We start from the raw sequence: 26,696 nt of genomic DNA, 5'->3' as shown, positions 1-26,696 counted from the left end.
GCCACGGTCTGGCACGCTCGGAGAGTTCCCCGAAGAGCAGGACAGGACGATGAACGACTTCCACGTCTACGACACCACGCTCCGCGACGGCGCGCAGCAGGAGGGGCTCAACCTCTCCGTGCTCGACAAGCTGCACATCGCGCGGCACATCGACCAGCTGGGGGTCGGGTTCATCGAGGGCGGCTGGCCGGGCGCCAACCCGAAGGACACCGAGTTCTTCCGGCGCGCCAAGGACGAGCTGAAGCTCGAGCACGCGCAGCTCGCGGCCTTCGGCGCGACCCGCCGGGCCGGCGTCGCCGCCGCCGACGACCCGCTGGTCGCCGCGCTCCGGGACTCGGGTGCGTCGGTGGTCACCCTGGTCGCCAAGTCCCACGACCGCCACGTCGAGCTCGCCCTGCGGACCACCCTCGAGGAGAACCTCGCGATGATCCGCGACACCGTGGCGCACCTCCGCACCGAGGGGCAGCGGGTGTTCCTCGACGCCGAGCACTTCTTCGACGGCTACCGCAGCAACCGGGCCTACGCGCTGGAGGCGCTACGGGTCGCCGCGGAGGCCGGTGCGGAGGTCGTCGCGCTCTGCGACACCAACGGCGGGATGCTCCCGGGGTGGGTCGCCGACGTGGTCGACGACGTCGTCACGACCACCGGGGTGCGCGTCGGTATCCACTGCCACAACGACACCGGGTGCGCGGTGGCGAACTCGCTGGCCGCGGTGGAGGCAGGCGCGACGCACGTGCAGGGCACGCTCAACGGCTACGGCGAGCGCACCGGCAACGCCGACCTCGTCACGGTGGTGGCGAACCTCGAGCTCAAGCTCGGCCGCCCGGTGCTGCCCAGCGGCAGCCTCCGCGAGGCCACCCGGGTCGCCCACGCGGTCGCCGACGTCACCAACGTGCCGCCCGCCGCGCGCCAGCCCTACGTCGGCGTCAGCGCGTTCGCCCACAAGGCCGGGCTGCACGCGTCGGCGATCAAGGTCGACCCCAACCTCTACCAGCACATGGACCCGGCCGGTGTCGGCAACGACATGCGGCTGCTCGTCTCGGACATGGCCGGCCGCGCCAGCATCGAGCTGAAGGGCGCCCAGCTCGGCTTCGACCTCTCGCAGGACAAAGAGCTGGTCACCCGGGTCACCGCGCGCGTCAAGGCGATGGAGTCGGCCGGCTACACCTTCGAGGCCGCCGACGCGTCGTTCGAGCTGCTCCTCGTGGAGGAGGTGCAGGGGCAGCGTCCGGCGTACTTCGAGGTCGAGTCGTGGCGCGCGATCACCAGCTCGGTGGAGAACGAGGCGGCCGCCGAGGCGATCGTGAAGCTGCGGGCCGGCGGCAGCCGGATCATCGCGGTCGGGGAGGGCAACGGCCCGGTGAACGCCCTCGACCACGCGCTGCGGCAGGCGATCGGGCAGGCGTACCCGGAGGTCGGGAAGTTCGAGCTCATCGACTACAAGGTGCGGATCCTCGACCAGGGGCACGGCACCGACGCGGTCACCCGGGTGCTCATCGAGACCTCGGACGGCGAGTCGTCGTGGGTCACCGTCGGCGTCGGCGGCAACGTGATCGAGGCGTCGTGGGAGGCGCTCGTCGACGGTGTGGTCTTCGGACTGCGCCGCCACGGCGAGCAGCCGTTGAGCTAGCCGGTCACCGCCGCGCGGACCGCCCGGGCCACCACCTCGGCGGCCGCGGTCTCCAGCACGAGCAGCTGCTCCGGTGCGGTCTCGACCTGCCCGGTCGAGACCGCGAACACCGTGTCCCCGTCGTACGACGTGTGCACCGGCCGGATCGCCCGGGCGAACCCGTCGTGGGCGACCGAGGCGAGCCGACCGGCCTGCGCCTTGGTCAGCGCCAGGTCGGTGGCGACCAGGGCCAGCGTGGTGTTCGCCCCGCCGACCGGCGGCAGCTCCGGCATCCCCTCCGCCAGCAGCCTGGCCGCGGTGCCGTGGCCCGAGAGCACCCGACCGTCCTCGTCGACGACGTCGCCGAGGGCGTTGACGGCGACGACCGCGCCCACCGTGCCGCCACCGGGCAGGGGGAGCGAGGCGGTGCCGAGGCCGCCGGGGGCGGGGTCCTGCGGGTCGAAGAGCTTGCCGACCCGCGCACCGGTGCCGGCGCCCACCTGCCCGCTGCCGCAGGGCCGCTGCTCCTCCGCGGCCCGGCAGGCGGCGTACCCCGCCGCCGCGTCCGGGCGAGCCTCCGCCGACCCCACCGTCAGGTCGTAGAGGACCGCGGCGGGGACGATCGGCACCGGACCCGCGCCGGTCTCCAGCCCGACGCCGCGCTCCTCGAGCCGGCGCAGCACCCCGTCGGCCGCTGCGAGCCCGAAGGCGGAACCACCGGTCAGCAGCACGGCGTGCACCCCGGGCACCATCGCGCCCGGGTCGAGCAGGTCGGTCTCCCGGGTGCCGGGTGCGGCGCCGCGGACAGCCACGCCGGCGGCGGTGCCCTCGTCGGGGAGCAGCACCACCGTGCAGCCGGTCAGCCCCGTGCGGTCGGACCAGTGGCCGACCCGGATCCCGGGGACGTCGGTGAGGTCGCCGGTCATGCGGCCACGGCCAGGAGCCGGTCACAGGCCTCGACCAGCCGGCGGCGCAGTGGTCGGCCGCGCTCGGCCAACACCCGCTGGGCGGCGACGTACTCCTGCTTGCCCTCGGCGGTCTCGACGCGGACCGGCTCGTAGCCCAGCCCCGACAGGTCGTACGGCGACGCCCGCATGTCGAGGACCCGGATGTCGCGGGCCAGCTCGAAGCAGTCGGCGACCAGGTCCGAGCCGACCATCGGGGAGAGCCGGAAGGCGTGCTTGTAGAGGTCCATCCCGGCGTGCAGGCACCCCGGCTGCTCGAACGCCGGCCGGTCGTCACGCCCGGGCTGCAAGGTGTTGCGGGGGCGCGCTTCCTCGGTGAAGAACCGGAACGCGTCGAAGTGCGAGCAGCTGATCCGGTGCCCCTCGACGACCGCGTCCGTCCCCTCCGGACCGAGCCGCAGCGGCCACGCGGCATGGCGGACGTCGTCCTGCGGGAGCCGGTAGACCATCGCCCACTCGTGCATCCCGAAGCATCCCAGCGTCGGGGTCCGCCGCTCGGTCGCGGCGAGGAGCGTGCGGATCGAGGAGACGAGCGTGCGCCGCTGCTCGACGAAGCCGTCGTCGACCGTCACGCCGCCGGCCACCTCGACGTACGCCTTGGTGGAGCGGTGCTCCGGGGCGTCGGCGAGCACGACGCCGTGGCCGGGGTGCCAGCGGCGCAGGGCTGCCGGTCGGTGGCTGTAGTAGTCGAAGAGGAAGTCCTCGACGGGGTGGCGGACCCCGCGGCGACGCCGCTCGAGGTGCGGCTGGACCGAGACGTCGACGCGCGCGGCGTGCCGGCGGGCGAGCGGTTCCCACTCCTCTCGCGCCAGGACGGGGAGGGGTGCGGCGGGTCGCGTCGCCGTTGTCGTCGCCCTCTCCACAGCCTCGAGGGTAACGAGAGCCCGGTGCTGCTCCCGCCGGTAGGCTCGCCGGGTGCGTATCGCGAGATTCACCACCGGTGACGACCCCCGCTACGGCGTCGTCAGCGGCGACCTGGACGAGCACGGCGAGCTGGACCCCGACGCCACTGTCGTCGCGCTGGCGGGCGACCCGCTCTACGTCGGCATGCACCCGACCGAGGAGCAGCACCGGCTCGCCGACGTCCGGCTCCTCGCGCCGGTGCTGCCCCGCAGCAAGGTCGTGGGGATCGGCCGCAACTACGCCGCCCACGCCGCCGAGATGGGCAACGACGTCCCCGCCGAGCCGCTGATGTTCCTCAAGCCGAACACCTCGGTCGTCGGCCCCGGCGACCCGGTCTTCTACCCCCACCAGTCCTCCGAGGTGCACTTCGAGGGCGAGCTGGCGGTGGTGATCGGGCGGATCTGCCGCGACGTCCCGAAGGAGAAGGTCGCGGACGTGATCCACGGCTACACCGTGGGCAACGACGTGACCGCGCGCGACCTGCAGCGCAGCGACGTGCAGTTCACCCGCGGCAAGGGGTTCGACTCCTTCTGCCCGTTGGGGCCGTGGATCGAGACCGAGCTCGACGTCAGCGACCTGCGGGTGCAGACCTTCCTCAACGGCGACCTCAAGCAGGACGGTCGCACCAAGGACCTGATCTTCGACGTGCCGACCCTCGTCGCGCACGTCAGCTCCGTGATGACGCTGCTGCCCGGCGACGTGATCCTCACCGGCACCCCCGACGGGGTGGGACCGATGGAGGTCGGCGACGAGGTGGACGTGGTCGTCGAGGGCATCGGCACGCTGACCAACCGGGTCGCGCGCCGTGGCTGATCCAACGACGGGCGGCAGCGTGGCGGCGGAGCCGACGCGCTCGCCCCATCAGCAGTCAACGACGGGCGGCAGCGTGGCGGCGGAGCCGACGCGCTCGCCCCATCAGCACAGTGAAGGGTCGATGAGCGAGAAGTCCGCCGTACGAGTCCGGTTCTGCCCCTCGCCCACGGGGTCGCCCCACGTGGGGCTGGCAAGGACGGCGCTGTTCAACTGGGCGTTCGCCCGCCACCACGGCGGCACCTTCGTGTTCCGCATCGAGGACACCGACGCGGCGCGGGACTCCCAGGAGTCCTACGAGACGCTGCTCGAGGTGATGGACTGGCTCGGGTTCAGCTGGGACGAGGGCCCCGAGATCGGCGGTCCCCACGCGCCGTACCGGCAGTCCGAGCGGTTCGACGTGTACGCCGACGTCGCGCGCCGGCTGCTCGAGGCCGGCCGGGCCTATCGCTGCTACTGCTCGCAGGAGGAGCTCGACGAGCGCAACGAGCGGGCGCGCAAGGAGGCCCGCACACCGGGGTACGACGGCCACTGTCGCGAGCTGAGGGCGGAGCAGGTCGCCGCCTACGAGGCCGAGGGCCGGCGACCGGTGGTCCGGCTGCGGATGCCGGACCGTGCGATCGCCTTCGACGACCTGGTCCGCGGGGAGATCACCTTCCAGCCCGAGCACGTGCCGGACTACGTGCTGGTGCGGGGCAACGGGCACCCGCTCTACACGCTGGTCAACCCCGTCGACGACGCGCTGATGGAGATCACCCACGTGCTGCGCGGCGAGGACCTGCTGTCGTCGACGCCGCGCCAGATCGCGCTCTACGAGGCGCTCGGGGAGATCGGCATCGGTGACGGGACGCCGCCGCGGTTCGGCCACCTGCCCTACGTGATGGGCCAGGGCAACAAGAAGCTCTCGAAGCGCGACCCCGAGTCGAACCTCCTCGGCTACCGCGACCGCGGCTTCCTGCCGGAGGGGCTGCTCAACTACCTGGCCCTGCTGGGGTGGGCGATCGCGGAGGACCGCGACATCTTCTCCATGGACGAGATGGTCGCCGCGTTCGACATCGCCCGCGTGAACCCCAACCCGGCGCGGTTCGACCTCAAGAAGGCCGAGGCGATCAACGCGACGCACCTGCGCGCCCTCTCGGTCGACGAGCTCGCCGAGCGGATGGTGCCCTACCTGCAGCGGGCCGGCATCCTCGGCGAGGACGTCACCGAGGAGCAGCGCCGGCTGCTCGGTGCGGCGGCGCCGCTGGTGCAGGAGCGGATGGGCACCCTCGGCGAGGCCGTCGAGATGGTCGGCTTCCTGCTGGTCGACGACCGTGCGTTCACGCGCGACCCGGCCGACACCGCCAAGCTGCTCGCGACCGACGACGGCCGGGCGGTCGTGCAGGCCGCCCACGACGCGCTGGCGGCCCTCTCCACCTGGGACACCGCGTCGATCGAGGAGGCGCTGCGCACCGCCCTCATCGACGGGCTGGGGCTCAAGCCACGCAACGCCTTCGGTCCGGTGAGGGTCGCGGTGACCGGTCGGCGGGTCTCGCCGCCGCTCTTCGAGTCCCTCGAGCTGCTGGGGCGCGAGAGCTCGTTGGCGCGGCTCGAGGACGCGGGGCGGGCGTGACGTCCGCCGGTCCGCCCGAGCACCCGGAGGTGCCGTCGGGCTCGTCGCCGTACCCGCAGGGACAGCCGTGGCCCGGCCCGCAGGGGCAGCAGCCCTACCCGGCGTACCCGCAGCAGCCGTACCACCAGCCGTACCCCGCGCCGTACCCGCAGCAGGGCTGGGCGCCGGCGCCGCCGCGACCGTCGTTCCCGCACGCGGAGCCGCGCGAGTACCACGAGATGTACCGGACGTGGACCTACCGCTGGTGGAAGCCGGTGCTCGGGATCATCACGATCCCCGTGGCGATGAGCATCCTGCTGCCGCTGGTCTTCCTGCCGGTGCTGGGGATCGGGCTGCTCGTCGAGGGCGGCACCGCGGACCTGGGCAACCGCTTCGAGCGCACGTTGACCCAGGAGCTCACGCCGTCGGGGCTGCTCTACCTCAACCTCGCGCTCGGGTCGCTGATCCTCTGGACGTGGGGGCTGGTCCGGGTGCTGCACTCGCTGCGCCCGCGGTGGCTGTCGTCGGTGGTGCCCAAGCTCCGCTGGAAGTTCCTCTTCGTCTGCCTGGGGCTCTCCGTCGTCGCCCTGACGGTGTCCTTCGTCATGGGGCTGTTCCTGCCGACCCCGGAGAGTGCGAGCTCCTCCGACGGCACCAACCCGTGGAACGGCACGATGCTCGCGCTCGTCGTGATCATCGTCCTCACCACGCCGCTGCAGGCGGCGGGGGAGGAGTACGCCTTCCGCGGCTACCTCCTCCAGGCGACCGGCTCGCTGCTGCGCAACCGGTGGATCACGATCGTCGTCACCGCGCTGCTCTTCGCGGTCGCACACCTGCAGTTCGAGCCGCCGGTGTTCTTCGACCGCTTCGTCTTCGGGGTGATCGCGGCGTGGCTCGTGATCCGCACCGGCGGCCTCGAGGCGGGCATCGCCCTGCACGTCCTCAACAACTACCTGGCGATGGGGTGGGCGGTCGCGTTCGGCGACCTCTCGCAGGCGCTCAGCGCCCCGGAGGCGAACTGGTGGAACGTGCCGGTGAGCCTGACCCAGTCGCTCGTCTACGCCGCCCTGGTGGCCGCCGTGGCGCAGCGCATGGGGGTGCAGACCCGCACCAGGCCGCCGGCCTCACCGGCGGCGAGCCGCCAGCAGCCGTCCCTTTTGTGACTGGCGAGACGGACGTGTATCCTCGTCCAGGCTTCGCAAGGAGCCACGTCCCATGGGGTATGGGGTAATTGGCAGCCCGACGGATTCTGGCTCCGTTAGTCTAGGTTCGAGTCCTAGTACCCCAGCGATTTGGTCGGTTCCCCGGTCTCGGCTAGAGTTCCGATCGCTTCACAGGGCCCCCGTTGTGTAGCGGCCTAGCACGCCGCCCTCTCAAGGCGGTAGCGCCGGTTCGAATCCGGTCGGGGGTACATCGCAGGAAATCGCAAGACACCACAGAGCCTCGGTCCCGCTGGGACCGGGGCTCTCGTGCTGTGTGGGGTGTGACACCGCGCCAGGAGGTGCCGAGGTGGTCGAGCTCGTCGAAACGACGAGGGCGGCTCAAGACACATCAGGGCGGGGTTGTCGGTGGGTGCGAGTAGCGTCACACGCATGTGGACGACGCTCCCGTCGCCGGTGGGCGAGCTGCGGCTCGTGGTCCACGGCGGTGCGCTCACCGCGGTCGCCTTCCTCGGGCCGATGGAGGGCGCCCCGGCCGACCCCGAGGACCGGGCGACCGTCGAGCGGTTCGCTGCCCGGGCCGATGCCCGACCGCTCGGGGCGCGCGGCGACGACGACCCGGTCCTGAAGGACGCCGCCGCCCAGCTGACGGCGTACTTCGACGGGGCGCTCGAGGTGTTCGACCTTCCGCTCGCGCCGGACGGGACCCCGTTCCAGCAACGGGTGTGGGCGGAGCTGCGCACGCTGCCCTACGGCACGACCGCGTCGTACGGCGAGCTCGCGGGCCGGCTCGGGCTGACCGGCCACGGGGCGCGGGCGGTGGGGCTCGCGAACGGCCGGAACCCGCTGGCGATCGTCGTGCCGTGCCACCGGGTCCTGGGTGCGGCCGGTGGGCTCACCGGCTACGGCGGCGGGCTCGCGCGCAAGGAGTGGCTCCTCGCGCACGAGGCCGTCACGTTGTTCTGAGTCGTTCCTGGGCTGTCCCGGGGGGTCACTCCGAGGAGCGGCGCAGGGACTCCGAGAGCCGCTCCGCGGCGGCGAGCACCGCGGGGGCGTGCATCCGGCCGGGCTGGCGGGTCAGCCGCTCCAGGGGGCCGGAGACCGAGACCGCCGCGATGATCTTCCCGGAGGGGGAGCGGACCGGAGCGGAGACGGAGGCGACGCCTGCCTCGCGCTCGCCGACCGACTGGGCCCAGCCCCGACGGCGGATCGCGGAGAGCGCGGTCGCGGAGAAGGCGGCGTTCTGGAGGCCGCGGTGCATCCGCTCGGGGTCCTCCCAGGCCAGCAGCACCTGCGCAGCGGAGCCCGCCCGCATCGTCAGCTGCGAGCCCACCGGGATGGTGTCGCGGAGCCCCGAGGGGCGCTCGGCGGCGGCCACGCAGACGCGGTGCTCGCCCTGGCGGCGCCACAGCTGGGCGCTCTCGCCGGTGATGTCGCGCAGCCGCGCGAGGACGGGGCCGGCGGCCGCGAGCAACCGGTCCTCACCGGCGGCGGCGCTGAGCTCGGCGAGCCGGGGGCCGAGGACGAACCGGCCCTGCATGTCGCGGGCCACCAGCCGGTGGTGCTCGAGGGCCACGGCGAGCCGGTGGGCCGTCGGCCGGGCGAGCCCGGTCGCGGCGACCAGCCCGGCCAGCGTCGCCGGTCCGGACTCGAGTGCCGTGAGCACGAGGGCGGCTTTGTCGAGCACGCCCACTCCGCTAGAGTTGTCCATACTCTGATAATGGCGTCTCGCATAGTGATATGCAAGCAGGAGGCGCCGGCAGGGAGGCGGCGCCCGTCACACACTCGAGGAAGGCGCCCCGCACGGCGGAGGGAGATCCCTCCGGCGCCAGCACGTCGGTCGAGGAGGAACCATGGGCAAGACGCTCGCAGAGAAGGTGTGGGACGAGCACGTCGTCCGCAGGGCCGAGGGGGAGCCTGACCTCCTCTACATCGATCTCCACCTCATCCACGAGGTCACCTCCCCCCAGGCCTTCGACGGGCTGCGGCTCGCCGGCCGGCGCGTGCGTCGCCCGGACCTGACGCTGGCCACCGAGGACCACAACGTGCCGACCCTCGACCTGGACAAGCCGATCGCCGACCCGGTGAGCCGCACCCAGGTCGAGACGCTGCGCAAGAACGCCGCGGAGTTCGGCGTGCGGCTGCACCCGCTGGGCGACGTCGAGCAGGGCATCGTGCACGTCGTCGGCCCGCAGCTGGGGCTGACGCAGCCGGGCATGACGATCGTCTGCGGCGACTCGCACACCTCGACGCACGGCGCCTTCGGCGCCCTCGCGTTCGGCATCGGTACGTCGGAGGTGGAGCACGTCCTGGCCACCCAGACGCTGCCGCAGGCCCGGCCGAGGACGATGGCGGTGACCGTCAACGGCTCGCTCCCCGAGGGCGTGACGGCGAAGGACCTGATCCTCACGCTGATCAGCCGCACCGGCACCGGCGGCGGCCAGGGCTACGTGGTGGAGTACCGCGGCCAGGCCATCCGCGAGCTCTCCATGGAGGGCCGGATGACGGTGTGCAACATGTCGATCGAGTGGGGCGCCAAGGCGGGCATGATCGCGCCCGACAGCACCACCTTCGACTACATCGAGGGCAAGCCCGAGGCCCCCAAGGGCGCCGACTGGGACGCCGCGGTGGCGCACTGGCAGACGCTGGTCACCGACGGCGACGCGACCTTCGACAAGGAGATCGTGATCGATGCCGCGGAGGTCACGCCGTTCGTGACCTGGGGGACCAACCCCGGCCAGGGCGTCCCGCTCGGGTCGACGGTTCCCTCGCCGGACGACTTCGCCGAGGAGTCCGACCGCGTCGCCGCGGCGAAAGCCTTGGAGTACATGGCTCTGACGCCCGGGACGCCGATGCGCGACATCGCCGTCGACACCGTGTTCGTGGGCTCCTGCACCAACGGCCGCATCGAGGACCTGCGGCTCGCCGCCGAGGTGGTCAAGGGGCGCAAGGTCGCCGAGGGCACCCGGCTGCTCGTCGTCCCCGGCTCGGTCCGGGTCCGCCTCCAGGCCGAGGAGGAGGGGCTGGACAAGGTCTTCCTCGAAGCGGGGGCCGAGTGGCGCGGCGCGGGGTGCTCGATGTGCCTGGGCATGAACCCTGACCAGCTGGCGCCCGGCGAGCGCAGCGCCTCGACGTCCAACCGGAACTTCGAGGGCCGGCAGGGCAAGGGCGGGCGCACCCACCTCGTGTCGGTGCCGGTCGCGGCCGCGACCGCGGTGGCGGGCCACCTCGCCAGCCCCGCCGACCTGGACTGACCGCCCGCAACGACCGAGCGACCACGGACGACGACGAAGGACCCGACATGGAAGCGATCAAGACCCACACCGGCACGGCGCTGCCGCTGCGCCGCAGCAACGTCGACACCGACCAGATCATCCCGGCGGTCTACCTCAAGCGGGTCACCAGGACCGGCTTCGAGGACGGCCTCTTCAGCGCCTGGAGGAACGACCCGGACTTCGTGCTCAACAAGCCGGAGCACGCCGGCGTGAGCATCCTCGTGGCCGGGCCCGACTTCGGCACCGGCTCCTCCCGCGAGCACGCGGTGTGGGCGTTGATGGACTACGGCTTCCGGGTCGTGATCTCCAGCCGGTTCGCGGACATCTTCCGGGGCAACGCCGGCAAGGCCGGGCTGCTGGCGGCCGAGGTCGACCCGTCGGTGGTCGAGGTGCTCTGGGCGAAGGTCGAGGCGGACCCGACGACCCCGGTGACGGTGGACCTCGAGAGCCGCGAGGTCCGTGCCGGCGACGTGGTCGCGCCGTTCCGGATCGACGACTACACGCGCTACCGGCTGCTCAACGGACTCGACGACATCGGCATCACGTTGACCCACGACGACGCGATCACGGCGTATGAGTCCAGTCGCTTCCCCTGGAAGCCCGTGACCCTCTGAAACGACGCGTTCCGGACGCCCCGGCACCGGTGCGAAAGCACCCGGTGTCGGGGTTTTCCCTTACCTGCCTGGGAATTCGGCCACGATGCGGCTCCGGCGGACGAACCTGCAGGTGAGCGCGGGGATGGCCGGAGGTCCCGGAAGCGGGTCAACAGAGCGGAAAACGGCTCGGATTAGTCGCGCGAAATCGGTCCGATGTCGTTGTGAGTGAAGCGAGTTTTGCCTAGCGTGCAACGAAACGCCGAGCAGGGGTTCGGCTCTGGTCGTTCACGAAAGGGAAGCCAGTGAACAAGACTCAGCTGATCGACGCTCTGTCGACACGCTACGAAGGGAACCGGAAGCAGGCGCAGCATGCGCTCGAGTCCGTGCTCGACGTGATCACCCGCGAGGTCGCCCGGGGCGAGAAGGTGGCGATCACCGGGTTCGGCTCGTTCGAGAAGCGGGTGCGCGAGTCCCGGTGGGTGCGCAATCCGCGCACGGGCGAGCGCATCAAGGCCAAGAAGACCGCCATCCCGAAGTTCACCGCGGGTGCGGACCTGAAGAACGTCGTCTCCGGCGCCAAGAAGCTGCCGAAGCTGCCGAAGGCCGGCGACCTCGCCAAGAAGGCGACCGCCCCCGCACGGCAGGCCGCGTCGGCTGCTGCGTCCACCGGTGCTGCGGCGGCCAAGAAGGCGACCGGCTCGCGGTCCACCGCGAAGAAGTCGTCGACGGCGAGCAAGTCGACGGCGGCGAAGAAGTCGACCAGCAAGTCGACCGCCAGCAAGTCGACCGCGGCGAAGAAGTCCTCGCCGGCCAAGTCCACCGCGAGCAAGTCGACCGCGGCGAAGAAGTCGACGGCCAAGTCGACGGCGGCCAAGAAGTCCTCGCCGGCGAAGTCCACCGCGAGCAAGTCGACCGCGGCGAAGAAGTCGACGGCCAAGTCGACGGCCAGCAAGACCTCGGCGAGCAAGTCGACCGCCGCGAAGAAGTCGGCCAGCAAGTCGACCGCGAGCAAGACCACCGCCAAGAAGGCGCCGGCGAAGAAGTCGGCCTCGAAGAGCACCAGCAAGCGCACGGCCAAGAAGTCCTGACCTGGTCCGTGGGGCCGGCGTCCGCCGGCCCCACGGCTCGGTCCGTCGTCAGGACGGGCGCGGCAGCAACCGGGTGAGCACCCACCCCGTCCGTGCCCCGACCCCCAGCTCCCGCGCCGCCTCGAGGTCCTCGGCGGTGTCCACGTCGCGTCGGAGCGACGGAGGAGCGGCAAGCGGCAGCGCCCCCGCCGTCTCGTGGGCGCCCCTCGATCCGGGGCCGAACCTCGGGCGGAACCGCTCGAGGTCGGGAGCGGTGTAGAGCGTCGTGCCGGTGCCGGCGGCGTCCGGCACGAAGGCCGCGGAGCCGGGCGTGCACCCCGCGAGCGTCGCGGTCAGCTCGTCGGACCGCAGGCACGGCAGGTCGGCGCACATCGCCACCGGTGCCAGGTCCGGGCGGCGGCGCACCAGCTCGGCCGCCCCCTGCTGCAACGTGGCGTTGAGGTCGCCGCTGGTGCCGTCCGGGACGGCCGCGACGCCGAGCTCCTGCAGCTCCCGCGCGAGCCCGACCTCGTCGGTCACGACCAGGACGCCGCCGACCGACGGCGACTCGGACACCGCCACGACGGTGTCCACCGCGAAGGCGGCCACCAGCTCGCGGCGGAGCTCGTCGCCGAGGGGAGCGAGACGGGACTTGGCCACCCGCAACGGCTTCACCGGCACCACCACGCCGAAGCGGCGGTGCCCGGCCGAGGTGTCGACGGGAGGAGCGGACTGCGGGTTCATCGCTGCCGATCCTGCCAGGGCACGAGATCGCGGTGACCACGCAGTAGTGTCAGAGCCCACACACGGTCTCGTGCGGCCTGGTGGCAGGACGCTCTGCGCTTCGCCCGCCGACGACCCTCACAGGGTGCAGAGGAAGGAGGGCGCGTTGGGCAAGCCACGCCGGATGCGCGAACGACGCGGCTGGGGGTTCCTCCTCGCGGTCGCCATCGTGAAGCCGACGCTGCTGCTCCTGACCCGGCACCGCTGGACCGGTGGCGAGAAGATCCCGGCCGAGGGCGGCGCGGTGCTGGCCGCCAACCACGTCAGCCACGTCGACCCGCTGACCTTCGCGCACATCGTCTACGACCACGGCCGGCTCCCGCGCTACCTCGCGAAGGCCGGGCTCTTCGACGTCTTCTTCGTCGGGGCCGTGCTGCGCAACACCGGCCAGATCCCTGTCTACCGGCAGAGCACCGACGCCGCCAAGGCGTTCTCCGCGGCCGTCGACGCCGTCCAGCGCGGGCGGCTCGTGGTGGTCTACCCGGAGGGCACCTTGACCCGCCAGCCGGACCTCTGGCCGATGGCCGGCAAGACCGGCGCCGCCCGCATCGCGCTGACGGCGGGGGTGCCGGTGATCCCGGTCGCCCAGTGGGGCGCCCACGAGATCCTCTACCCCTACGCGAAGCGCCCCCGGCTCTTCCCTCGGCACACCGTCCACGCCAACGTCGGCGACCCCGTCGACCTCGACGACCTGCGCGGGCAGCCGATCACCCCGGAGAACCTCCGGATCGCCACCGACCGGATCATGGATGCGATCACCGCGCTGCTCGCCGAGATCCGCGAGGAGGAGCCGCCGGCCGAGCGGTTCGACATGCGCCGGGCCGGCGTACGGCTGACGGGGAACCCGCACGCCCGCGCCGAGGCGGAGCGCAAGCGCCGCCGCGCGCTGTCGAGGCGGAGGACCCGGTGAACGCGTCGCAGGAGGAGGAGTCGAGATGACCCACGCCGCCGTCTTCGGTGCAGGTTCGTGGGGCACGGCGTTCTCGCTGGTGCTCGCGGACGCCGGCCACGACGTGACGATCTGGGGGCGCCGCGAGGACCTCTGCGCGACGATCACGGAGAAGCACGAGAACCCCGACTACCTGCCGGGGATCGAGCTGCCCGGGACGATCCGGGCCACCCACGACCCCGCCGAGGCCGCCGACGGCGCCGGGCTCGTCGTGCTCGCGGTCCCGTCCCAGCGGCTGCGGGAGAACCTCCAGGACTGGGCCGAGGTCGTGCCCCGGGACGCCGTGATGCTCTCGCTGATGAAGGGCGTCGAGCTCGGCACCCTCGAGCGGATGAGCGAGGTGATCGCGGAGGTCACCGGCGCCGGCCCCGACCGGATCGCGGTGCTGTCCGGACCCAACCTGGCGCGGGAGATCGCCAACCGTGAGCCGGCCGCCAGCGTCGTCGCCTGCCAGGAGGAGGCGGTCGCCGCCCGGCTCCGCGAGTGGCTGCACGGCCCCAACTTCCGCCCGTACTCCAGCGTCGACGTCGTCGGGTGCGAGCTCGGCGGCGCCTACAAGAACGTCATCGCGCTGGCCGTGGGGATGGCCGTCGGGCTCGGGTTCGGCGACAACACCACGGCTTCGCTGATCACCCGCGGGCTGGCGGAGACCGCGCGGCTGGCGATGAAGCTGGGCGCCGACCCGCTGACGCTCATGGGGCTCGCCGGACTCGGCGACCTCGTGGCCACCTGCTCCTCACCGCTGTCCCGCAACCGCACCTTCGGCGAGAAGCTCGGGCAGGGGATGACCACCGAGGAGATCACCGCCTCGACCCGCCAGGTCGCGGAGGGTGTGAAGTCGTGCGGCTCGCTGCTCGCCCTCGCGCAGCGCCACGACATCTACGCGCCGATCACCGAGGCGGTGCACGCCGTGATCACCGGCGAGATGACGACGCAGGAGATGATGGACAGCTTCCTCAGCCGCGAGACCAAGCACGAGCGCGACTGACGACGGTTCAGCCCTGCGGGGCGGAGCCTCCGGCCACCACGTAGGACCACAGCTCGCTGCTGACGCCGACGGGACGCGGCGCGTCGCCGCCCTCATGACCATGACCGTGGCCATGGCCGTGACCATGGCCGTGACCGTGACCGTGACCATGGCCGTGGCCCTCCCCGGCGCCCTCGCCGCGGTGCCCCTTCGCGAACGCGGGGCCGTCGACCCACGCCTCGAACGCGGCCTCGTCCCGCCACCGGGTGATCACCAGCCAGGTGGTCCGGTCGTCGGTGGGCTTGAGGAGCTCGAACCCCTCGAAGCCGTCCTGGTCGTCGACCGCGCCGGCACGGGCGGCGAACCGGTGGGCGAGCTCGTCGCCGCTGGAGGGGTCGACGGTGATCGCGTTGATCTTGATGACGCTCATGGAGCAGATCCTGGCAGGGTCAGCCGCCGGTCGACGGCCGGGGGAGGGCCTCCAGCGCCCCGGCGAGGTCGGCCCACAGGTCGTCGACGTCCTCGATGCCGACCGAGAGCCGCACCAGCCCGTCGGGGATCGTGACCGGCTCGGTCTTCCAGCGGCGGCGCCGCTCGAACGTCGACTCGACCCCACCGAGGCTGGTGGCGTGGACCCACAGCCGCGTCGAGCGGGTGAGCAGGTCGGCGGCCAGGGCGCCCTGGGCGACCACCACGGAGATGATCGCGCCGAACCCGGGGTAGCGGACCTCCTCGATGGCCGGGTGGTCGCCGAGGCGGCGCGCGAGCTCGGCGGCATTGGCCTGGGCACGCTCCAGCCGGACGTGCAGGGTGCGCAGCCCGCGGAGCGCCAGCCACGCCTCGAACGGGCCGGGAGCGTTGCCGACGAGGTCGCGGCGCTGCTTGAGGACGGTGAACAGCTCGTCGGACCGGGTGACCACCGCGCCCATCAGCACGTCGCTGTGGCCGGCGATGAACTTCGTGGCGGAGTGCACCACGAGGTCGGCCCCGAGCTCGAGCGGGCGCTGGAGCAGCGGCGTGGCGAAGGTGTTGTCGACGACGACGTACGCCCCGGCCCGGTGCGCCGCCTCGATCACCGCCTCGAGGTCGACGACCTCCAGCGCGGGGTTCGTCGGGGACTCGAGCCAGACCAGAGCCGCGTCGTCGCAGGCCTTCACCACCGCGTCGAGGTCGGTGACGTCGACGAGGCGGGCGGTCAGCCGGCCCCGGGCCTCGAGCTCGGCCAGCTGCATCACGGTGCCGTTGTAGGCGTGCCGCGGGGCCACCACGGTGGCCCCGTTGCCGACGAGGTCGAGGATCGTCGCGGCGGTGGCGAGCCCGCTGGCGAAGGCCAGGCACCGGCCGCCCTCGAGCGCGCCCAGGGCCTCCTCGAACGCCGTCCACGTGGGGTTCGCGTAGCGGCCGTACTCCAGGTCGCCGCCCGCGACGTACGTCGAGGCCATCGTCACCGGGGAGTTCAGCGGCTGGTCGGGCTCGTGCGGCGGCCGGCCGACCGTCACCGCCAGCGTGGCGGGCGACCAGCGAGGCTCGTCGGAGGGGCGGTCGGGGGGCGTGGGCAGCGACATGCCGCCAGCGTAGGCCGGTAGGGTCGGCTCACCATGAGCGACCTCAGTGCCCCGGACGACGCCGGCACCGGTCCCGTCAGGCCCCGCGTGGCGGTGCTCTTCGGTGGCCGCTCCAGCGAGCACGCCATCTCGTGCGTCACCGCGGGGAGCGTGCTCGCCTCCATCGACCCGCAGAAGTACGACGTGGTGCCCATCGGCATCGCGAAGGACGGCCGCTGGGTGCTCGAGGACGGTGACACCTCGCGGCTGGCGATCGAGGACCCCGACAAGCTGCCGGAGGTCGACGGGACCCTCCCGGTGCTCTCCATCGCCCAGGACGGGCTCGCCGGCTCGCTGGTCGTCCACCCGCAGGGCGACGTGCCCGCCACGCTCGGCCGGGTCGACGTCGTCTTCCCCGTGCTGCACGGCCCCTTCGGCGAGGACGGCACCATCCAGGGGCTGCTCGAGATCGCCGACGTCCGCTACGTCGGGGCCGGCGTGCTCGCCTCGGCGGTCGGCATGGACAAGCACTACATGAAGGTGGTCTTCGAGTCCGCCGGGCTGCCGGTGCTGCCCTACGCCGTCATCACCGACCGCGAGTGGCGCTCCGACCCCGACGCCTGCCGCGCGGAGGTCGACGCGCTCGGCTACCCGGTCTTCGTCAAGCCCTGCCGGGGTGGCTCCTCGATCGGCATCAGCAAGGTCCGGTCGCGCGACGAGCTCGACGCCGCCGTCGAGGAGGCGCGGCGCTGGGACCCCAAGGTGGTCGTCGAGGCGGCCGCCGGGGAGGGCGCCCGCGAGATCGAGTGCGGGGTGCTGGAGAGCCTCGGCGGCGAGCTGCCCGAGGCCAGCGTGGTGGCGGAGATCGTCGTCCAGGGCGACCACGACTTCTACGACTTCGCCGCGAAGTACCTCCCCGAGGAGTCCACCCGGCTCGACGTGCCGGCCGACCTCGACCCCACGGTCGCCGACGAGGTGCGGGCGCTCTCGGTCGCGGCCTTCGAGGCGCTGTCCTGCGAGGGGCTCGCCCGGGTCGACTTCTTCCTCCTCGCCGACGGCCGGCTGGCGGTCAACGAGATCAACACGATGCCGGGGTTCACGCCGACCTCGATGTTCCCGCGGATGTGGGCGGCCTCCGGCCTCGCCTACCCCGACCTGGTCGACCGGCTCCTCCGGCTCGCGCTGCAGCGCCCGACCGGGCTGCGTTGAGGCAGGGCCGGACGCAGGGCCGGAGGGTGGGCTAGAGGCAGGGCCCTGCGCCCTCGAGGGTCGGGGAGACCTCCAGGGTCGACGAGATCGCGTCGGCCAGGTCGACCATCGCGGTGGCCGGCGGCCAGTGCTCCGCCGGGAGCTGCACGTGGACGAACGCCTCGCGGTTCACCGTGGACATCGTGACGTCGCCGGGGTCGTCGACCTCCACCTGCTCCTCGGGGAGGTACCAGTCGACGTCCTCGACCGTCGTGCAGCTCGAGAGCTCGTCGAAGCCGGCCGGCGGCTGGTCGTCGCAGGTGAGCACGATCGCCGGGTCGCCCCAGGCGGCGCCGAGCGCATCGGCCGGCTCGACCTCGCGGGGGTCGAGGTCGGCGACCTGCTGGGGCAGCGCGTCGACCAGGGAGGCGCACGCCGCGGCCGCCCTGCCCTCCGGCTCCGGCGGGTCGACCTCGACGGTGCCGGGACCGCAGCCGACGAGCCCCACGAGGCACACGACGCCCACGAGGGCCGGGAGCGCGCGCGTCGTACGTGCGACGGCGCCCCGTCCCCGCAGGGAGGGGCGCCGTCCTCGCGACCTGCTCAGATGTGCACCACCGGGCACGTCAGCGTGCGGGTGATCCCATCGACGCCCTGGACCTTCGCCACCACGAGCCGGCCCAGCTCGTCGACGTTGCTCGCCTCGGCGCGGACGATGACGTCGTAGGGGCCGGTGACGTCCTCGGCCAGCGTGACGCCCTTGATCTCGGCGATGGCGGCTGCGACCTCGGCCGCCTTGCCGACGTCGGTCTGGATCAAGATGTAGGCCTGGACGACCATGTCGGGCTCCTGTCTGCGTGCGGGTGCGTGGCGACGGGGAAGCCTCCCCGTGGGCGGCGAGGCCGGGATCAACCTACCGCGCACCTCGTGGGCCGGGAACCGTCCGGGACCCCCGCCCCCGCGGAGGTGCGGCTCGGCTCGTTTGAATGGGCGCCATGACCGCCGGCTCCCGCCCCGACCGCAGCAACCCCTCCGCGACCCTCGGGGAGGTCGGCGAGTTCGGCCTCATCGACCTGGTGACCCGGGGGCTGACCATGGGGCCGGAGGTCACGGTCGGCCCCGGCGACGACGCCGCGGAGCTCCTCGTCCCGGGCGGGCGGGTGGTGGTGACCACCGACCTCCTCGTCGACGGCCGGCACTTCCGTCGCGACTGGGCGACCGCGGAGGACGTCGGCCACCGCGCCGCCGCGCAGAGCCTCTCCGACGTCAACGCGATGGGAGGTCGGGCGACGGCCGTCACGGTGGGGCTCGCCGCCCCCGCCGAGCTCGAGGCCGGCTGGGCGGACGCGCTGTCGACCGGCATCTCCGAGGAGTGCGCCCTGGTCGGGGCGTCGGTGGTCGGCGGCGACGTGACCCGCAGCGACCTGCTGGTCCTCTCGGTCACGGCGCTCGGTGTCGTGGAGGGGGATCCGGTGCTCCGCTCGGGCGCCCGGCCCGGCGACGTCGTCGCACTCCGCGGACGGCAGGGGTGGGCGGCCGCCGGGCTCGCCGTGCTCGGCCGCGGCTTCCGGTCGCCGCGTGCGGTCGTGGAGGCCTACCGCCGCCCCCAGGTGCCGTACGGCGCGGGGGAGCAGGCCCGGGCCGCGGGCGCGACCTCGCTCGTGGACGTGTCGGACGGACTCGTCGCCGACGTCGGCCACGTGGCCACCGCCAGCGGCGTCGCCGTGGACCTGCGCACCGACGCCTTCACCCTCGACGAGCCGCTCCAGTCCGTCGGGGCGGCGCTCGGGGTCGACCCGTTGACGTTCGTCCTCGGCGGCGGGGACGACCACGCGCTGGTCGCGACGTTCCCCGCGGACGCCGGGGTCCCGGAGGGGTGGACGGTCGTGGGGTCGGTGGCCGAGGGGGAGGGGGTCACGGTCGACGGGGCGTCGTACGACGGGGACCCGGGGTGGCGCCACTTCTGAGCGCAGGAACGGGCGCAAAAGCAGGAGAGCCGCCCCGAGGGGCGGCTCTCCTGAGGGTCGCTCGGGTCAGCGGGTGACCTTGCCGGCCTTGAGGCAGCCGGTGCACACGTTGAGCCGCTTGGGCGAACCGTTGACGGTCGCGCGGACCCGCTGGATGTTGGGGTCGAAGCGGCGCTTCGTGATCTTCCGGGACCACGGCCGGTTGTTGCCGAAGCCCGGGCCCTTGGCGCAGATGTCGCAGACGGCAGCCACCGTGAACTCCTGGGAACGTCGAGATCGAGGAAGGTCCGGAGCCACGATCATGGCCGGACAACCGCGCTAGCGTATCCGATCCGGGACGCGCGACCCAAATCGGCCGTCCGCCGCGACGTCGGCTGACCGGGGGTGGGCCCCGTTACCCTGACCCCACGTTCAGCAGGCTACGGGGCGAGGAGGTACCGGTGCCGGTCGAGGGCCAGGCGGTCCCGCAGGCGGGGACCACCCGCTTCGGGATCGGTCCGCTGCGCCGCTTCTCGACGCTGGCGCTCGAGCAGCTGGCCGCGGCGCGCGAGGAGATCGACGCGCTCAACGTGTACCCGGTGCCCGACGGCGACACCGGCACCAACCTCTTCCTCACCTTCGAGAGCGCCCACGCGGCGCTGCTCGAGTCGCTGGAGGAGCAGGGCGGCGAGGAGGGCGCCGACCTCGTCACGACGATGCGCGCCTACCGGCGGGGGTTCCTGCTCGGAGCGCGCGGCAACTCCGGCGTGATCACCGCCCAGCTCGTCGGGGCGCTGCTGCGTCGCATCGGCCGCGCGGGGGTCGAGGAGCGTCCCGCCGACGTGCTGGCCGACGGGATGGTGCTGGCCACCGAGGCGAGCTACGCCGCGGTCGGGACCCCGGTCGAGGGGACGATCCTCACCGTCGCCCGGGCCGCCAGCGACGCCGCGGTGGAGGCTGCGAAGGACCCCGACGCGGGGGTGGAGGAGCTGTTCGCGGCCGCGGCGAAGGCGGCCGCGGAAGCCCTGGTGCACACCCCCGAGCAGCTCGAGGTGCTCCGCGACGCCGGCGTCGTCGACGCCGGAGGCCGGGGGCTGTGCCTGGTGCTCGAGGCCGCGGAGGCGGCGTTCACCGGCCGCCGCCGCACCGACCGGCGCCGACGCAGGCTCGACCGCGAGGTCCGGCGCAGCGGCCGCAAGCTCGCCGAGCGCGGTGCCGGGGTCCCCACCGACGACCTGACCGAGGAGGGGCCGGCCTACGAGGTGATGTACCTCCTCGACGCCCCCGACGACCGGGTCCCGGCGCTGCGCGAGGCGCTCGCACCGCTCGGCGACTCGTTGGTGGTCGTCGGCGGCGAGGGGCTCTGGAACGTCCACGTGCACGTCGACGACGTGGGGGCCGCGATCGAGGCCGGGATCGAGGCCGGGCGGCCGCACCGGGTCCGGGTCACGCACTTCGCCGAGCAGGTCGCCCGGGCGACGGAGCGGCGGGCCCGGGACGAGGCCGACCGGCGCCGGCGGCGCAAGCAGCGCCGGGAGCAGAGGAAGGAGCAGAAGGAGCACAAGAAGGATCAGAAGAAGGAGCTCAAGCGCGACCAGCGGCAGGGGCGCGCGGTCGTGGTCATCTGCTTCGGCGGCGGGCTGGCCGCCACCTTCGGCGAGGCCGGGGCGCACGTCGTCGAGGCCCGCCTCGACCGCCGTCCGTCGACCGGCGAGCTGCTCGAGGCGGTGCGGGCGACCGGTGCGGCCGAGGTGGCGCTGGTGCCGAACGCCCACGACGTGGTGCCCGCCGCTGAGGCGGCGGCCCGGCTCGCCCGCGACGAGGGGATCCGGGCCGCGGTCATCCCCACGACCGCCCAGGTGCAGGCGATCGCGGCACTGGCCGTCCACGACCCCGAGCGCCCCTTCGACCACGACCTCGTCGAGATGGCCGCGGCCGCGCGGCACGCCCGGTCGGGCGCGGTGACGGTGGCGGTCAAGCAGGCGATCACCACGGCGGGGCTGTGCGAGCCCGGGGACGTGCTCGGTGCGGTCGAGGGCGACTTCGTCGTGGTCGGCGACGACCTCGTCGACGTGGCGCGGCAGGTGATCGCGCTGATGCTGGGCGGCGGCGGCGAGCTGTTCACGGTGATCTCGGGTGCGGGGGGCGAGGAGGCCGCGCGCCGGTGCGTCGAGCACCTGCAGCAGGTCCATCCGACGGTCGAGGTCCAGCTCTACGACGGGGGACAGGAGCGCTACCCGCTGCTGTTCGGGGTCGAGTGATGGTCACGGACCAGACGGTCGGCCTCTCCTGGGACGACCGGTTCCGCGACTTCGACGCGCGGGACCGGCGCAAGGGCAAGAAGGCGAGCGCCGGCGGCCCCGGCAAGGTCGAGGAGATCCTCGGGCTGGAGACCGTGGGTGAGCTGCTGACCTGGTACCCACGGCGCTACCTCGACCTCGACGCCGTCGACTCGGTCCACGAGCTGGTGGCGGGCGAGCAGGCCTCCGTGGTCGTCGAGGTCGTGGGCGCGACGGTGCACACCTACCAGGACAAGCGCACCGGCAAGCGGAGGTTCCGAACGGAGGTGGAGACCCGGCTCGCCGAGGCATCGCTGTGGATGACCTTCTTCGACCCCTACGAGTCGATGGCGAAGGACCGGGTGGAGAAGCTGCACCGCGGCAGGCGGGTCGTCGCCTCCGGGCGCGCCGAGCAGAACCGGTTCAAGAAGCAGCGCTGGGAGCTGATCCAGCCGTTCATCGACGAGGCCGAGACCGGCTTCTCGCTGCTACCCGTCTACAAGGTGGGCGGCGCGCTCACCGCCGACGAGGTCCGCAAGGTCGTCCGACCGGTCCTCGACATCGTCACCGACGTCCCCGAACGCATCCCCACCTGGCTCCGCGACGAGCACGGTCTCCTCGACGCCGCGACCGCGATCCGGTGGATCCACCGTCCTGAGGACCGCCGGCAGGTCGGCGCCGCGACCAAGCGGCTGAAGTTCGACGAGGCGCTCGTCACCCAGGTCGCCTTCGCGCTGCGCCGACGGGAGCAGGCCGAGGTGGCGGCCGAGCCGCGCACCGGCCGCGACGGAGGCGCCTTCGACGCCTTCGACGCCCGGATGCCGTTCGACCTCACCGCCGGGCAGCGCGCGGTCGAGGAGGAGATCCTCGCCGACCTCGCCCGGCCCCACCCGATGCGCCGGCTGCTCCAGGGCGAGGTCGGCTCCGGCAAGACCGTGGTCTCCCTGCGGGCGATGCTCAGGGTGGTCGACTCCGGCGGCCAGGCGGCGCTGCTGGCGCCCACCGAGGTGCTCGCCCAGCAGCACCACCGCTCGCTGACCCGGATGCTCGGTGACCTCGCGAAAGCCGGCGAGCTCGGCGCCGACGACGCCGCGACGAAGGTGGCGCTGCTCACCGGGTCGATGCCCGCCGCCGCCCGCCGGGCGGTGCTCCTCGAGATCGCCTCGGGCGAGGCCGGCATCGTCATCGGCACCCACGCGCTCCTCGAGGACGTCGTGCAGTTCGCCGACCTCGGCCTCGTGGTCGTCGACGAGCAGCACCGGTTCGGAGTGGAGCAGCGCGCCGCGCTGGCGGCGAAGGGGGCCGGCCGCACGCCGCACGAGCTGGTGATGACGGCCACCCCGATCCCGCGGACGGTCGCGATGACCGTCTTCGGCGACCTCGAGACCTCCTCGCTGACCGAGCTCCCCGCCGGCCGGAGCCCGATCCAGACGACCGTCGTGCCCCTCGCCGACCAGCCCGCCTGGTTCGACCGGGTCTGGGCCCGGGTGCGCGAGGAGGTTGCCAAGGGGCACCAGGTCTACGTCGTCTGCCCCCGGATCTCGGGCGACGACAAGGACGACGACGAGGTCGAGCCGCCGCTCGACGAGGAGGAGCGCAAGGGCCCGCCGCTCGCGGCCGTCGAGGAGGTGGCACCCGCCCTCGAGGAGGGGCCGCTCGCCGGGCTGCGTGTCGGGGTGCTGCACGGCCGGATGGCGCCGGAGGCGAAGGACGCGACGATGCAGGCGTTCGCGGCCGGCGACGTCGACGTGCTGGTCTCCACGACCGTCATCGAGGTGGGCGTCGACGTCGGCAACGCGACCGCGATGGTGCTCCTCGACGCCGACCGGTTCGGGATCTCCCAGCTCCACCAGCTCCGCGGCCGGGTGGGGCGCGGCGGCCACCCGGGGCTCTGCCTGCTGGTGACCGGCGCCCGCGCGGGCTCCGGCGCCCGCACCCGACTCGACGCGGTCGCCTCCACCACCGACGGGTTCCGCCTCGCCGAGCTCGACCTCGAGCTCCGCCGCGAGGGCGACGTGCTCGGCAGCCGCCAGTCCGGCGCCCGCGGCGGGCTACAGCTGCTGTCGGTGGTCAAGGACGGCGACGTCATCGAGGCTGCCCGTGCCGCGGCGGCCCGGCTGGTGGACGAGGACCCCGTCCTCGAGGGCAGCCCCGCGCTGCGCCGCGAGGTGGAGCGGCTGCTCCGCTCCGACATGGCCGAGTACCTGGACAAGGCGTGACCCGGATCATCGGCGGCTCCGTCGGCGGGCGGCGGATCCGTGCACCCGAGGGCGCCGGGACCCGGCCCACCTCCGACCGGGTCCGCGAGGCGCTGTTCAGCGCCGTGGAGGCCGCGGTCGGCACCCTGCACGGCCTCCGCTTCCTCGACCTGTACGCCGGGTCGGGCGCGGTCGGCCTCGAGGCCAGGTCGCGAGGTGCCGACGCCGTCACGCTCGTCGAGCACGACCGCCGGGCCGCCGCGGTCGCCTCCGCCAACGCCGCGACGCTCGGGCTCACCGGCGTGGAGGTCGTCCGGCTGCCGGTCGCCCGCTACCTCGCCGGACGCCCCTCGAGCCCGTTCGACGTCGTGTTCCTCGACCCGCCGTACGCCGTGGAGGAGGGGGTGGTGGTCGCCGATCTCGAGGCGCTCGGCCGCGGCTGGCTGGCGGCCGGTGCGCTCGTCGTCGTCGAGCGGTCCTCGCGCGGCGCCGACGTCGCGTGGCCGGACGGCTACCTGCCCGCCAAGGTCAAGAGGTACGGCGAGACCGCGCTCGCCCGTGCCGAGTGGTCCGGGACGCCCCCGGACTGACCACTGGTACGGTCGCGACCACCCACCAGCCGGAGGAGCCGCCCGTGCGCCGAGCCGCCTGTCCGGGGTCGTTCGACCCGGTCACCAACGGCCACCTCGACATCGTGCGGCGCGCTTCGTCGCTGTTCGACGAGGTCGTCGTCGCCGTCGGCGTGAACCAGTCGAAGAACCGGCTGTTCACCGCCGAGGAGCGGATCGAGATGATCACCGAGGCGGTCGAGGAGCTGCCGAACGTCCGGGTCGAGGCGTTCGAGGGGCTGCTCACCGACTTCTGCCGCGACCGCGACATCGTCGCGATCGTGAAGGGGCTGCGCGCGGTCAGCGACTTCGACTACGAGCTCCAGATGGCCCAGATGAACCGCAGCCTCGCGGCGGTCGAGACGGTCTTCGTGCCCACCAGCCCGGAGTACTCCTTCCTCGCCAGCAGCCTGGTGAAGGAGGTCGCCGCCTTCGGGGGCGACGTCGCGCACCTGGTGCCGCCGAAGGTGCTCGCCCGGCTGGGTGAACGGCTCGGGGAGCGGCGGGCGGAGCGGCGGGGGGAGCGGCGGGCGAACCGCGGCTAGCCCCGGGCAGCACGCCCGGACCGCGCGGTTTGGTCCCCGGTGTGCCCCACCGGTATCCTGGTCGACGGTCCTCGTGTCGGCGGCACCCGTCGCCGGGATGGGGATCGTGATCTGTCTGCCGACGATGGAAGTGAACCCGTGCGTCTCGACCCGAGAGCGCCGCTCGTGCTCGACACCCGCGAGCTCGGCCGCCGCCCGGGGTCGGAGCGCAAGCGGTCGCTGACAGCGCCGGCGCCGGCAGATCTCGGTATCGAGGTGCTGCGCGTCCCCGAGGGCTCGCCGATCGAGTTCGACATCCGGCTCGAGGCGGTCGTCGAGGGCGTGCTCGTCACCGGGACCGCCCAGGCGGTGCTGGCCGGCGAGTGTGTCCGGTGCCTGGAGGAGATCAGCAGTGGCATCACCGCTGACTTCCAGGAGCTGTTCGTCTACGACGACGGGGACACGCAGGAGGAGGAGACCGAGGACGGCGAGACCAGCCGGCTCCACGGTGACCTGCTCGACCTCGAGCCACTGCTGCGGGACGCGGTGGTGCTCGCACTGCCGTTCCAGCCGTTGTGCCAGGAGGACTGTCCGGGGCTGTGCTCCGAGTGCGGCATCCGGCTGGCCGACGCGCCGGACCACACGCACGACGACCAGATCGACCCACGGTGGGCCGCTCTGCAACAGTTGGCCGAGCAGCAGGACGCGGGTCCGCAAGGGCCGACCAGCACGACCAGCGGTCGCACCAGCGGCCTGACAGAGGAGTAGAGAAGTGGCTGTCCCGAAGCGGAAGATGTCGCGGAGCAACACCCGTCACCGCCGCTCCCAGTGGAAGGCCGTGGCGCCGTCCCTGGTGACCTGCGCCAACCCGGCCTGCGGTGCCAAGCACCTCCCGCACCGCGCCTGCCCGCAGTGCGGCCAGTACGGCGCGCGCGCCAACCAGCGGCCGGTGCTCTGACCCGCGACGCTGGCGCTTCGGTGTCCGAACAGGTCGAGCAGAAGCAGTACGCCGAGCTCTGCCATGCCCTGGGCGACCCGGTGCTGGAGCCCGGCCTCCTCGACCGGGCGCTGACCCACCGCTCGTTCGCCTACGAGAACGGCGGGTTGCCGACCAACGAGCGGCTGGAGTTCCTCGGGGACTCCGTGCTCGGGCTGGTCGTCACCGAGACGCTGTACCGCACCCACCCGGACCTCACCGAGGGACGGCTGGCGAAGCTGCGGGCCGCGGTGGTCAACGCCCGTGCCCTCGCCGACGTCGCCCGCACGATCGGGTTGGGCGAGCACGTCAAGCTCGGGCGCGGCGAGGAGATCACCGGCGGCCGCACGAAGGCCTCGATCCTCTCCGACACCGTCGAGGCGGTGATCGGTGCGGTCTACCTCAGCGGCGGCTTCGAGACCGCCCGTGACGTGGTGCACCGGCTCTTCGACCCGCTGATGGCCGAGGCCGCCGGGCTCGGGGCCGGGCTGGACTGGAAGACGAGCCTCCAGGAGCTGTCGGCCGAGCACTCCCTCGGGGTGCCGGAGTACCTCATCGAGGACGACGGACCCGACCACGCGAAGACCTTCACGGCCCAGGTCAAGGTCGGCGACGGCCGCTACGGCCACGGCAAGGGCCGTTCCAAGAAGGAGGCGGAGCAGCAGGCCGCCGAGACCGCCTACCGCGAGATCGTCGCGAAGGTCGGTGGCGGCGTGCCGGTGCCCACGCCCGACGAGACGAACGGCCGGCCGTAGCCC

General features: G+C 73.1%; 28 protein-coding genes and 2 tRNA genes. 21 read left to right on the top strand and 9 right to left on the bottom strand.

Annotation, left to right across the window (positions count from 1 at the left end):
- Positions 1–49 precede the first annotated feature (49 nt).
- Positions 50–1,630, top strand: coding sequence for a citramalate synthase (gene cimA / locus FIP57_RS16275; protein ID WP_148574564.1), 1,581 nt, complete (start codon positions 50–52; stop codon positions 1,628–1,630).
- Here cimA and FIP57_RS16270 read toward each other — a convergent pair.
- Together FIP57_RS16270 and FIP57_RS16265 are read right to left on the bottom strand one after the other, a co-directional pair.
- Complete coding sequence (locus tag FIP57_RS16270; protein ID WP_148574563.1) at positions 1,627–2,535, bottom strand: P1 family peptidase; 909 nt, start codon at positions 2,533–2,535, stop codon at positions 1,627–1,629. The genes cimA and FIP57_RS16270 overlap by 4 nt on opposite strands.
- On the bottom strand, positions 2,532–3,437 hold the full coding sequence (locus FIP57_RS16265) for a 3-methyladenine DNA glycosylase (protein WP_238993519.1): 906 nt from the start codon (positions 3,435–3,437) through the stop codon (positions 2,532–2,534). Before FIP57_RS16265 ends, FIP57_RS16270 begins: the two co-directional genes overlap by 4 nt.
- Positions 3,438–3,489: 52 nt before the next feature.
- On the opposite strand from FIP57_RS16265, the gene FIP57_RS16260 reads away from it, so the two are divergent.
- The 6 genes from FIP57_RS16260 (at position 3,490) to FIP57_RS16235 (ending at position 8,004) form a co-directional block, all read left to right on the top strand.
- Positions 3,490–4,290: a fumarylacetoacetate hydrolase family protein gene (locus FIP57_RS16260; RefSeq protein ID WP_148574562.1), complete on the top strand. Its 801-nt coding sequence runs from the start codon at positions 3,490–3,492 to the stop codon at positions 4,288–4,290.
- A 121-nt stretch (positions 4,291–4,411) separates the two neighbouring features.
- The gene (gltX, locus tag FIP57_RS16255; RefSeq protein WP_148574561.1) at positions 4,412–5,899 is read left to right on the top strand and encodes a glutamate--tRNA ligase; all 1,488 of its coding nucleotides are present in this window, start codon (positions 4,412–4,414) and stop codon (positions 5,897–5,899) included.
- Positions 5,896–7,041: a CPBP family glutamic-type intramembrane protease gene (locus FIP57_RS16250; protein ID WP_148574560.1), complete on the top strand. Its 1,146-nt coding sequence runs from the start codon at positions 5,896–5,898 to the stop codon at positions 7,039–7,041. The genes gltX and FIP57_RS16250 overlap by 4 nt, the downstream gene beginning before the upstream one ends.
- A 53-nt stretch (positions 7,042–7,094) precedes the next feature.
- Positions 7,095–7,166 (top strand) — tRNA-Gln (locus FIP57_RS16245).
- Between the two features lie 50 nt (positions 7,167–7,216).
- Positions 7,217–7,289, top strand: a tRNA-Glu gene (locus FIP57_RS16240).
- A gap of 181 nt (positions 7,290–7,470) precedes the next feature.
- On the top strand, positions 7,471–8,004 hold the full coding sequence (locus FIP57_RS16235; protein WP_148574559.1) for a methylated-DNA--[protein]-cysteine S-methyltransferase: 534 nt from the start codon (positions 7,471–7,473) through the stop codon (positions 8,002–8,004).
- Positions 8,005–8,029: 25 nt separating this feature from the next.
- Here the strand turns inward: FIP57_RS16235 and FIP57_RS16230 are convergent, their stop codons facing one another.
- Positions 8,030–8,749, bottom strand: coding sequence for an IclR family transcriptional regulator (locus tag FIP57_RS16230; RefSeq protein ID WP_148574558.1), 720 nt, complete (start codon positions 8,747–8,749; stop codon positions 8,030–8,032).
- Positions 8,750–8,891: 142 nt separating this feature from the next.
- On the opposite strand from FIP57_RS16230, the gene leuC reads away from it, so the two are divergent.
- The 3 genes from leuC to FIP57_RS16215 all read left to right on the top strand — a co-directional run bounded on the left by leuC (position 8,892) and on the right by FIP57_RS16215 (position 11,997).
- On the top strand, positions 8,892–10,292 hold the full coding sequence (leuC, locus tag FIP57_RS16225) for a 3-isopropylmalate dehydratase large subunit (protein WP_148574557.1): 1,401 nt from the start codon (positions 8,892–8,894) through the stop codon (positions 10,290–10,292).
- 47 nt (positions 10,293–10,339) lie between these two features.
- Positions 10,340–10,927 carry a 3-isopropylmalate dehydratase small subunit gene (gene leuD / locus FIP57_RS16220; protein WP_148574556.1) on the top strand — a complete coding sequence of 196 codons (588 nt, stop codon included), beginning with the start codon at positions 10,340–10,342 and terminating at the stop codon, positions 10,925–10,927.
- A gap of 284 nt (positions 10,928–11,211) precedes the next feature.
- Positions 11,212–11,997 (top strand): HU family DNA-binding protein, encoded by a 786-nt coding sequence (locus tag FIP57_RS16215; RefSeq protein WP_148574555.1) that lies wholly within the window; start codon positions 11,212–11,214, stop codon positions 11,995–11,997.
- A gap of 48 nt (positions 11,998–12,045) precedes the next feature.
- Here the strand turns inward: FIP57_RS16215 and cofC are convergent, their stop codons facing one another.
- Positions 12,046–12,720: a 2-phospho-L-lactate guanylyltransferase gene (cofC, locus tag FIP57_RS16210; RefSeq protein WP_148574554.1), complete on the bottom strand. Its 675-nt coding sequence runs from the start codon at positions 12,718–12,720 to the stop codon at positions 12,046–12,048.
- 124 nt (positions 12,721–12,844) lie between these two features.
- On the opposite strand from cofC, the gene FIP57_RS16205 reads away from it, so the two are divergent.
- Together FIP57_RS16205 and FIP57_RS16200 are read left to right on the top strand one after the other, a co-directional pair.
- Positions 12,845–13,669: a lysophospholipid acyltransferase family protein gene (locus FIP57_RS16205; protein ID WP_238993518.1), complete on the top strand. Its 825-nt coding sequence runs from the start codon at positions 12,845–12,847 to the stop codon at positions 13,667–13,669.
- A gap of 25 nt (positions 13,670–13,694) precedes the next feature.
- Complete coding sequence (locus FIP57_RS16200) at positions 13,695–14,696, top strand: NAD(P)H-dependent glycerol-3-phosphate dehydrogenase (protein ID WP_148574553.1); 1,002 nt, start codon at positions 13,695–13,697, stop codon at positions 14,694–14,696.
- A gap of 7 nt (positions 14,697–14,703) precedes the next feature.
- Here FIP57_RS16200 and FIP57_RS16195 read toward each other — a convergent pair whose 3' ends face one another.
- Both FIP57_RS16195 and FIP57_RS16190 read right to left on the bottom strand, forming a co-directional pair.
- Positions 14,704–15,105: an antibiotic biosynthesis monooxygenase family protein gene (locus tag FIP57_RS16195; protein ID WP_148574552.1), complete on the bottom strand. Its 402-nt coding sequence runs from the start codon at positions 15,103–15,105 to the stop codon at positions 14,704–14,706.
- A 19-nt stretch (positions 15,106–15,124) separates the two neighbouring features.
- Positions 15,125–16,240, bottom strand: a complete 1,116-nt coding sequence (locus tag FIP57_RS16190) for a trans-sulfuration enzyme family protein (RefSeq protein WP_148574551.1) — start codon at positions 16,238–16,240, stop codon at positions 15,125–15,127.
- A gap of 33 nt (positions 16,241–16,273) precedes the next feature.
- On the opposite strand from FIP57_RS16190, the gene FIP57_RS16185 reads away from it, so the two are divergent.
- Positions 16,274–17,428 (top strand): D-alanine--D-alanine ligase family protein, encoded by a 1,155-nt coding sequence (locus FIP57_RS16185; protein WP_148574550.1) that lies wholly within the window; start codon positions 16,274–16,276, stop codon positions 17,426–17,428.
- Between the two features lie 31 nt (positions 17,429–17,459).
- On the opposite strand, the gene FIP57_RS16180 is transcribed toward FIP57_RS16185, so the two are convergent.
- Positions 17,460–17,933, bottom strand: coding sequence for a DUF3515 domain-containing protein (locus FIP57_RS16180; protein WP_162529832.1), 474 nt, complete (start codon positions 17,931–17,933; stop codon positions 17,460–17,462).
- 77 nt (positions 17,934–18,010) lie between these two features.
- Positions 18,011–18,247: an Lrp/AsnC ligand binding domain-containing protein gene (locus FIP57_RS16175; RefSeq protein ID WP_148574548.1), complete on the bottom strand. Its 237-nt coding sequence runs from the start codon at positions 18,245–18,247 to the stop codon at positions 18,011–18,013.
- Between the two features lie 155 nt (positions 18,248–18,402).
- Here FIP57_RS16175 and FIP57_RS16170 point away from each other — a divergent pair, with 155 nt between their 5' ends.
- The gene (locus FIP57_RS16170) at positions 18,403–19,374 is read left to right on the top strand and encodes a thiamine-phosphate kinase (protein WP_148574547.1); all 972 of its coding nucleotides are present in this window, start codon (positions 18,403–18,405) and stop codon (positions 19,372–19,374) included.
- Between the two features lie 66 nt (positions 19,375–19,440).
- Here the strand turns inward: FIP57_RS16170 and rpmB are convergent, their stop codons facing one another.
- On the bottom strand, positions 19,441–19,626 hold the full coding sequence (rpmB, locus tag FIP57_RS16165) for a 50S ribosomal protein L28 (protein ID WP_148574546.1): 186 nt from the start codon (positions 19,624–19,626) through the stop codon (positions 19,441–19,443).
- A gap of 188 nt (positions 19,627–19,814) precedes the next feature.
- On the opposite strand from rpmB, the gene FIP57_RS16160 reads away from it, so the two are divergent.
- The 7 genes from FIP57_RS16160 (at position 19,815) to rnc (ending at position 26,693) form a co-directional block, all read left to right on the top strand.
- The gene (locus tag FIP57_RS16160; RefSeq protein WP_238993517.1) at positions 19,815–21,614 is read left to right on the top strand and encodes a DAK2 domain-containing protein; all 1,800 of its coding nucleotides are present in this window, start codon (positions 19,815–19,817) and stop codon (positions 21,612–21,614) included.
- Positions 21,614–23,851: an ATP-dependent DNA helicase RecG gene (locus FIP57_RS16155; RefSeq protein WP_148574545.1), complete on the top strand. Its 2,238-nt coding sequence runs from the start codon at positions 21,614–21,616 to the stop codon at positions 23,849–23,851. The genes FIP57_RS16160 and FIP57_RS16155 overlap by 1 nt, the downstream gene beginning before the upstream one ends.
- Entirely contained in the window at positions 23,848–24,420 is a 573-nt protein-coding gene (gene rsmD / locus FIP57_RS16150; RefSeq protein WP_148574544.1) for a 16S rRNA (guanine(966)-N(2))-methyltransferase RsmD, read from the top strand. Before FIP57_RS16155 ends, rsmD begins: the two co-directional genes overlap by 4 nt.
- Positions 24,421–24,464: 44 nt before the next feature.
- The gene (coaD, locus tag FIP57_RS16145) at positions 24,465–24,983 is read left to right on the top strand and encodes a pantetheine-phosphate adenylyltransferase (protein WP_148574543.1); all 519 of its coding nucleotides are present in this window, start codon (positions 24,465–24,467) and stop codon (positions 24,981–24,983) included.
- A gap of 138 nt (positions 24,984–25,121) precedes the next feature.
- Positions 25,122–25,730: a YceD family protein gene (locus tag FIP57_RS16140; protein WP_238993516.1), complete on the top strand. Its 609-nt coding sequence runs from the start codon at positions 25,122–25,124 to the stop codon at positions 25,728–25,730.
- 4 nt (positions 25,731–25,734) lie between these two features.
- On the top strand, positions 25,735–25,920 hold the full coding sequence (gene rpmF, locus FIP57_RS16135) for a 50S ribosomal protein L32 (protein WP_148574542.1): 186 nt from the start codon (positions 25,735–25,737) through the stop codon (positions 25,918–25,920).
- A gap of 20 nt (positions 25,921–25,940) precedes the next feature.
- The gene (gene rnc / locus FIP57_RS16130) at positions 25,941–26,693 is read left to right on the top strand and encodes a ribonuclease III (protein ID WP_275266169.1); all 753 of its coding nucleotides are present in this window, start codon (positions 25,941–25,943) and stop codon (positions 26,691–26,693) included.
- Positions 26,694–26,696: the final 3 nt, after the last annotated feature.

Source organism: Nocardioides caldifontis (genome assembly GCF_008087345.1).
Lineage (GTDB): Bacteria > Actinomycetota > Actinomycetes > Propionibacteriales > Nocardioidaceae > Marmoricola_A > Marmoricola_A caldifontis.
Note: the sequence above shows the minus strand (reverse complement) of the source record. Positions and strands in the feature narration are given on the sequence as shown.

Bases quoted from the DNA above. Each gene is read 5' to 3' on its own strand.
- cimA (WP_148574564.1), top strand. From the start codon at position 50: ATGAACGACTTCCACGTCTACGACACCACGCTCCGCGACGGCGCGCAG.
- FIP57_RS16270 (WP_148574563.1), bottom strand. From the start codon at position 2,535: ATGACCGGCGACCTCACCGACGTCCCCGGGATCCGGGTCGGCCACTGG.
- gltX (WP_148574561.1), top strand. From the start codon at position 4,412: ATGAGCGAGAAGTCCGCCGTACGAGTCCGGTTCTGCCCCTCGCCCACG.
- FIP57_RS16235 (WP_148574559.1), top strand. From the start codon at position 7,471: ATGTGGACGACGCTCCCGTCGCCGGTGGGCGAGCTGCGGCTCGTGGTC.
- FIP57_RS16230 (WP_148574558.1), bottom strand. From the start codon at position 8,749: ATGGACAACTCTAGCGGAGTGGGCGTGCTCGACAAAGCCGCCCTCGTG.
- leuC (WP_148574557.1), top strand. From the start codon at position 8,892: ATGGGCAAGACGCTCGCAGAGAAGGTGTGGGACGAGCACGTCGTCCGC.
- leuD (WP_148574556.1), top strand. From the start codon at position 10,340: ATGGAAGCGATCAAGACCCACACCGGCACGGCGCTGCCGCTGCGCCGC.
- cofC (WP_148574554.1), bottom strand. From the start codon at position 12,720: ATGAACCCGCAGTCCGCTCCTCCCGTCGACACCTCGGCCGGGCACCGC.
- FIP57_RS16200 (WP_148574553.1), top strand. From the start codon at position 13,695: ATGACCCACGCCGCCGTCTTCGGTGCAGGTTCGTGGGGCACGGCGTTC.
- FIP57_RS16195 (WP_148574552.1), bottom strand. From the start codon at position 15,105: ATGAGCGTCATCAAGATCAACGCGATCACCGTCGACCCCTCCAGCGGC.
- FIP57_RS16190 (WP_148574551.1), bottom strand. From the start codon at position 16,240: ATGTCGCTGCCCACGCCCCCCGACCGCCCCTCCGACGAGCCTCGCTGG.
- FIP57_RS16185 (WP_148574550.1), top strand. From the start codon at position 16,274: ATGAGCGACCTCAGTGCCCCGGACGACGCCGGCACCGGTCCCGTCAGG.
- FIP57_RS16175 (WP_148574548.1), bottom strand. From the start codon at position 18,247: ATGGTCGTCCAGGCCTACATCTTGATCCAGACCGACGTCGGCAAGGCG.
- FIP57_RS16170 (WP_148574547.1), top strand. From the start codon at position 18,403: ATGACCGCCGGCTCCCGCCCCGACCGCAGCAACCCCTCCGCGACCCTC.
- FIP57_RS16155 (WP_148574545.1), top strand. From the start codon at position 21,614: ATGGTCACGGACCAGACGGTCGGCCTCTCCTGGGACGACCGGTTCCGC.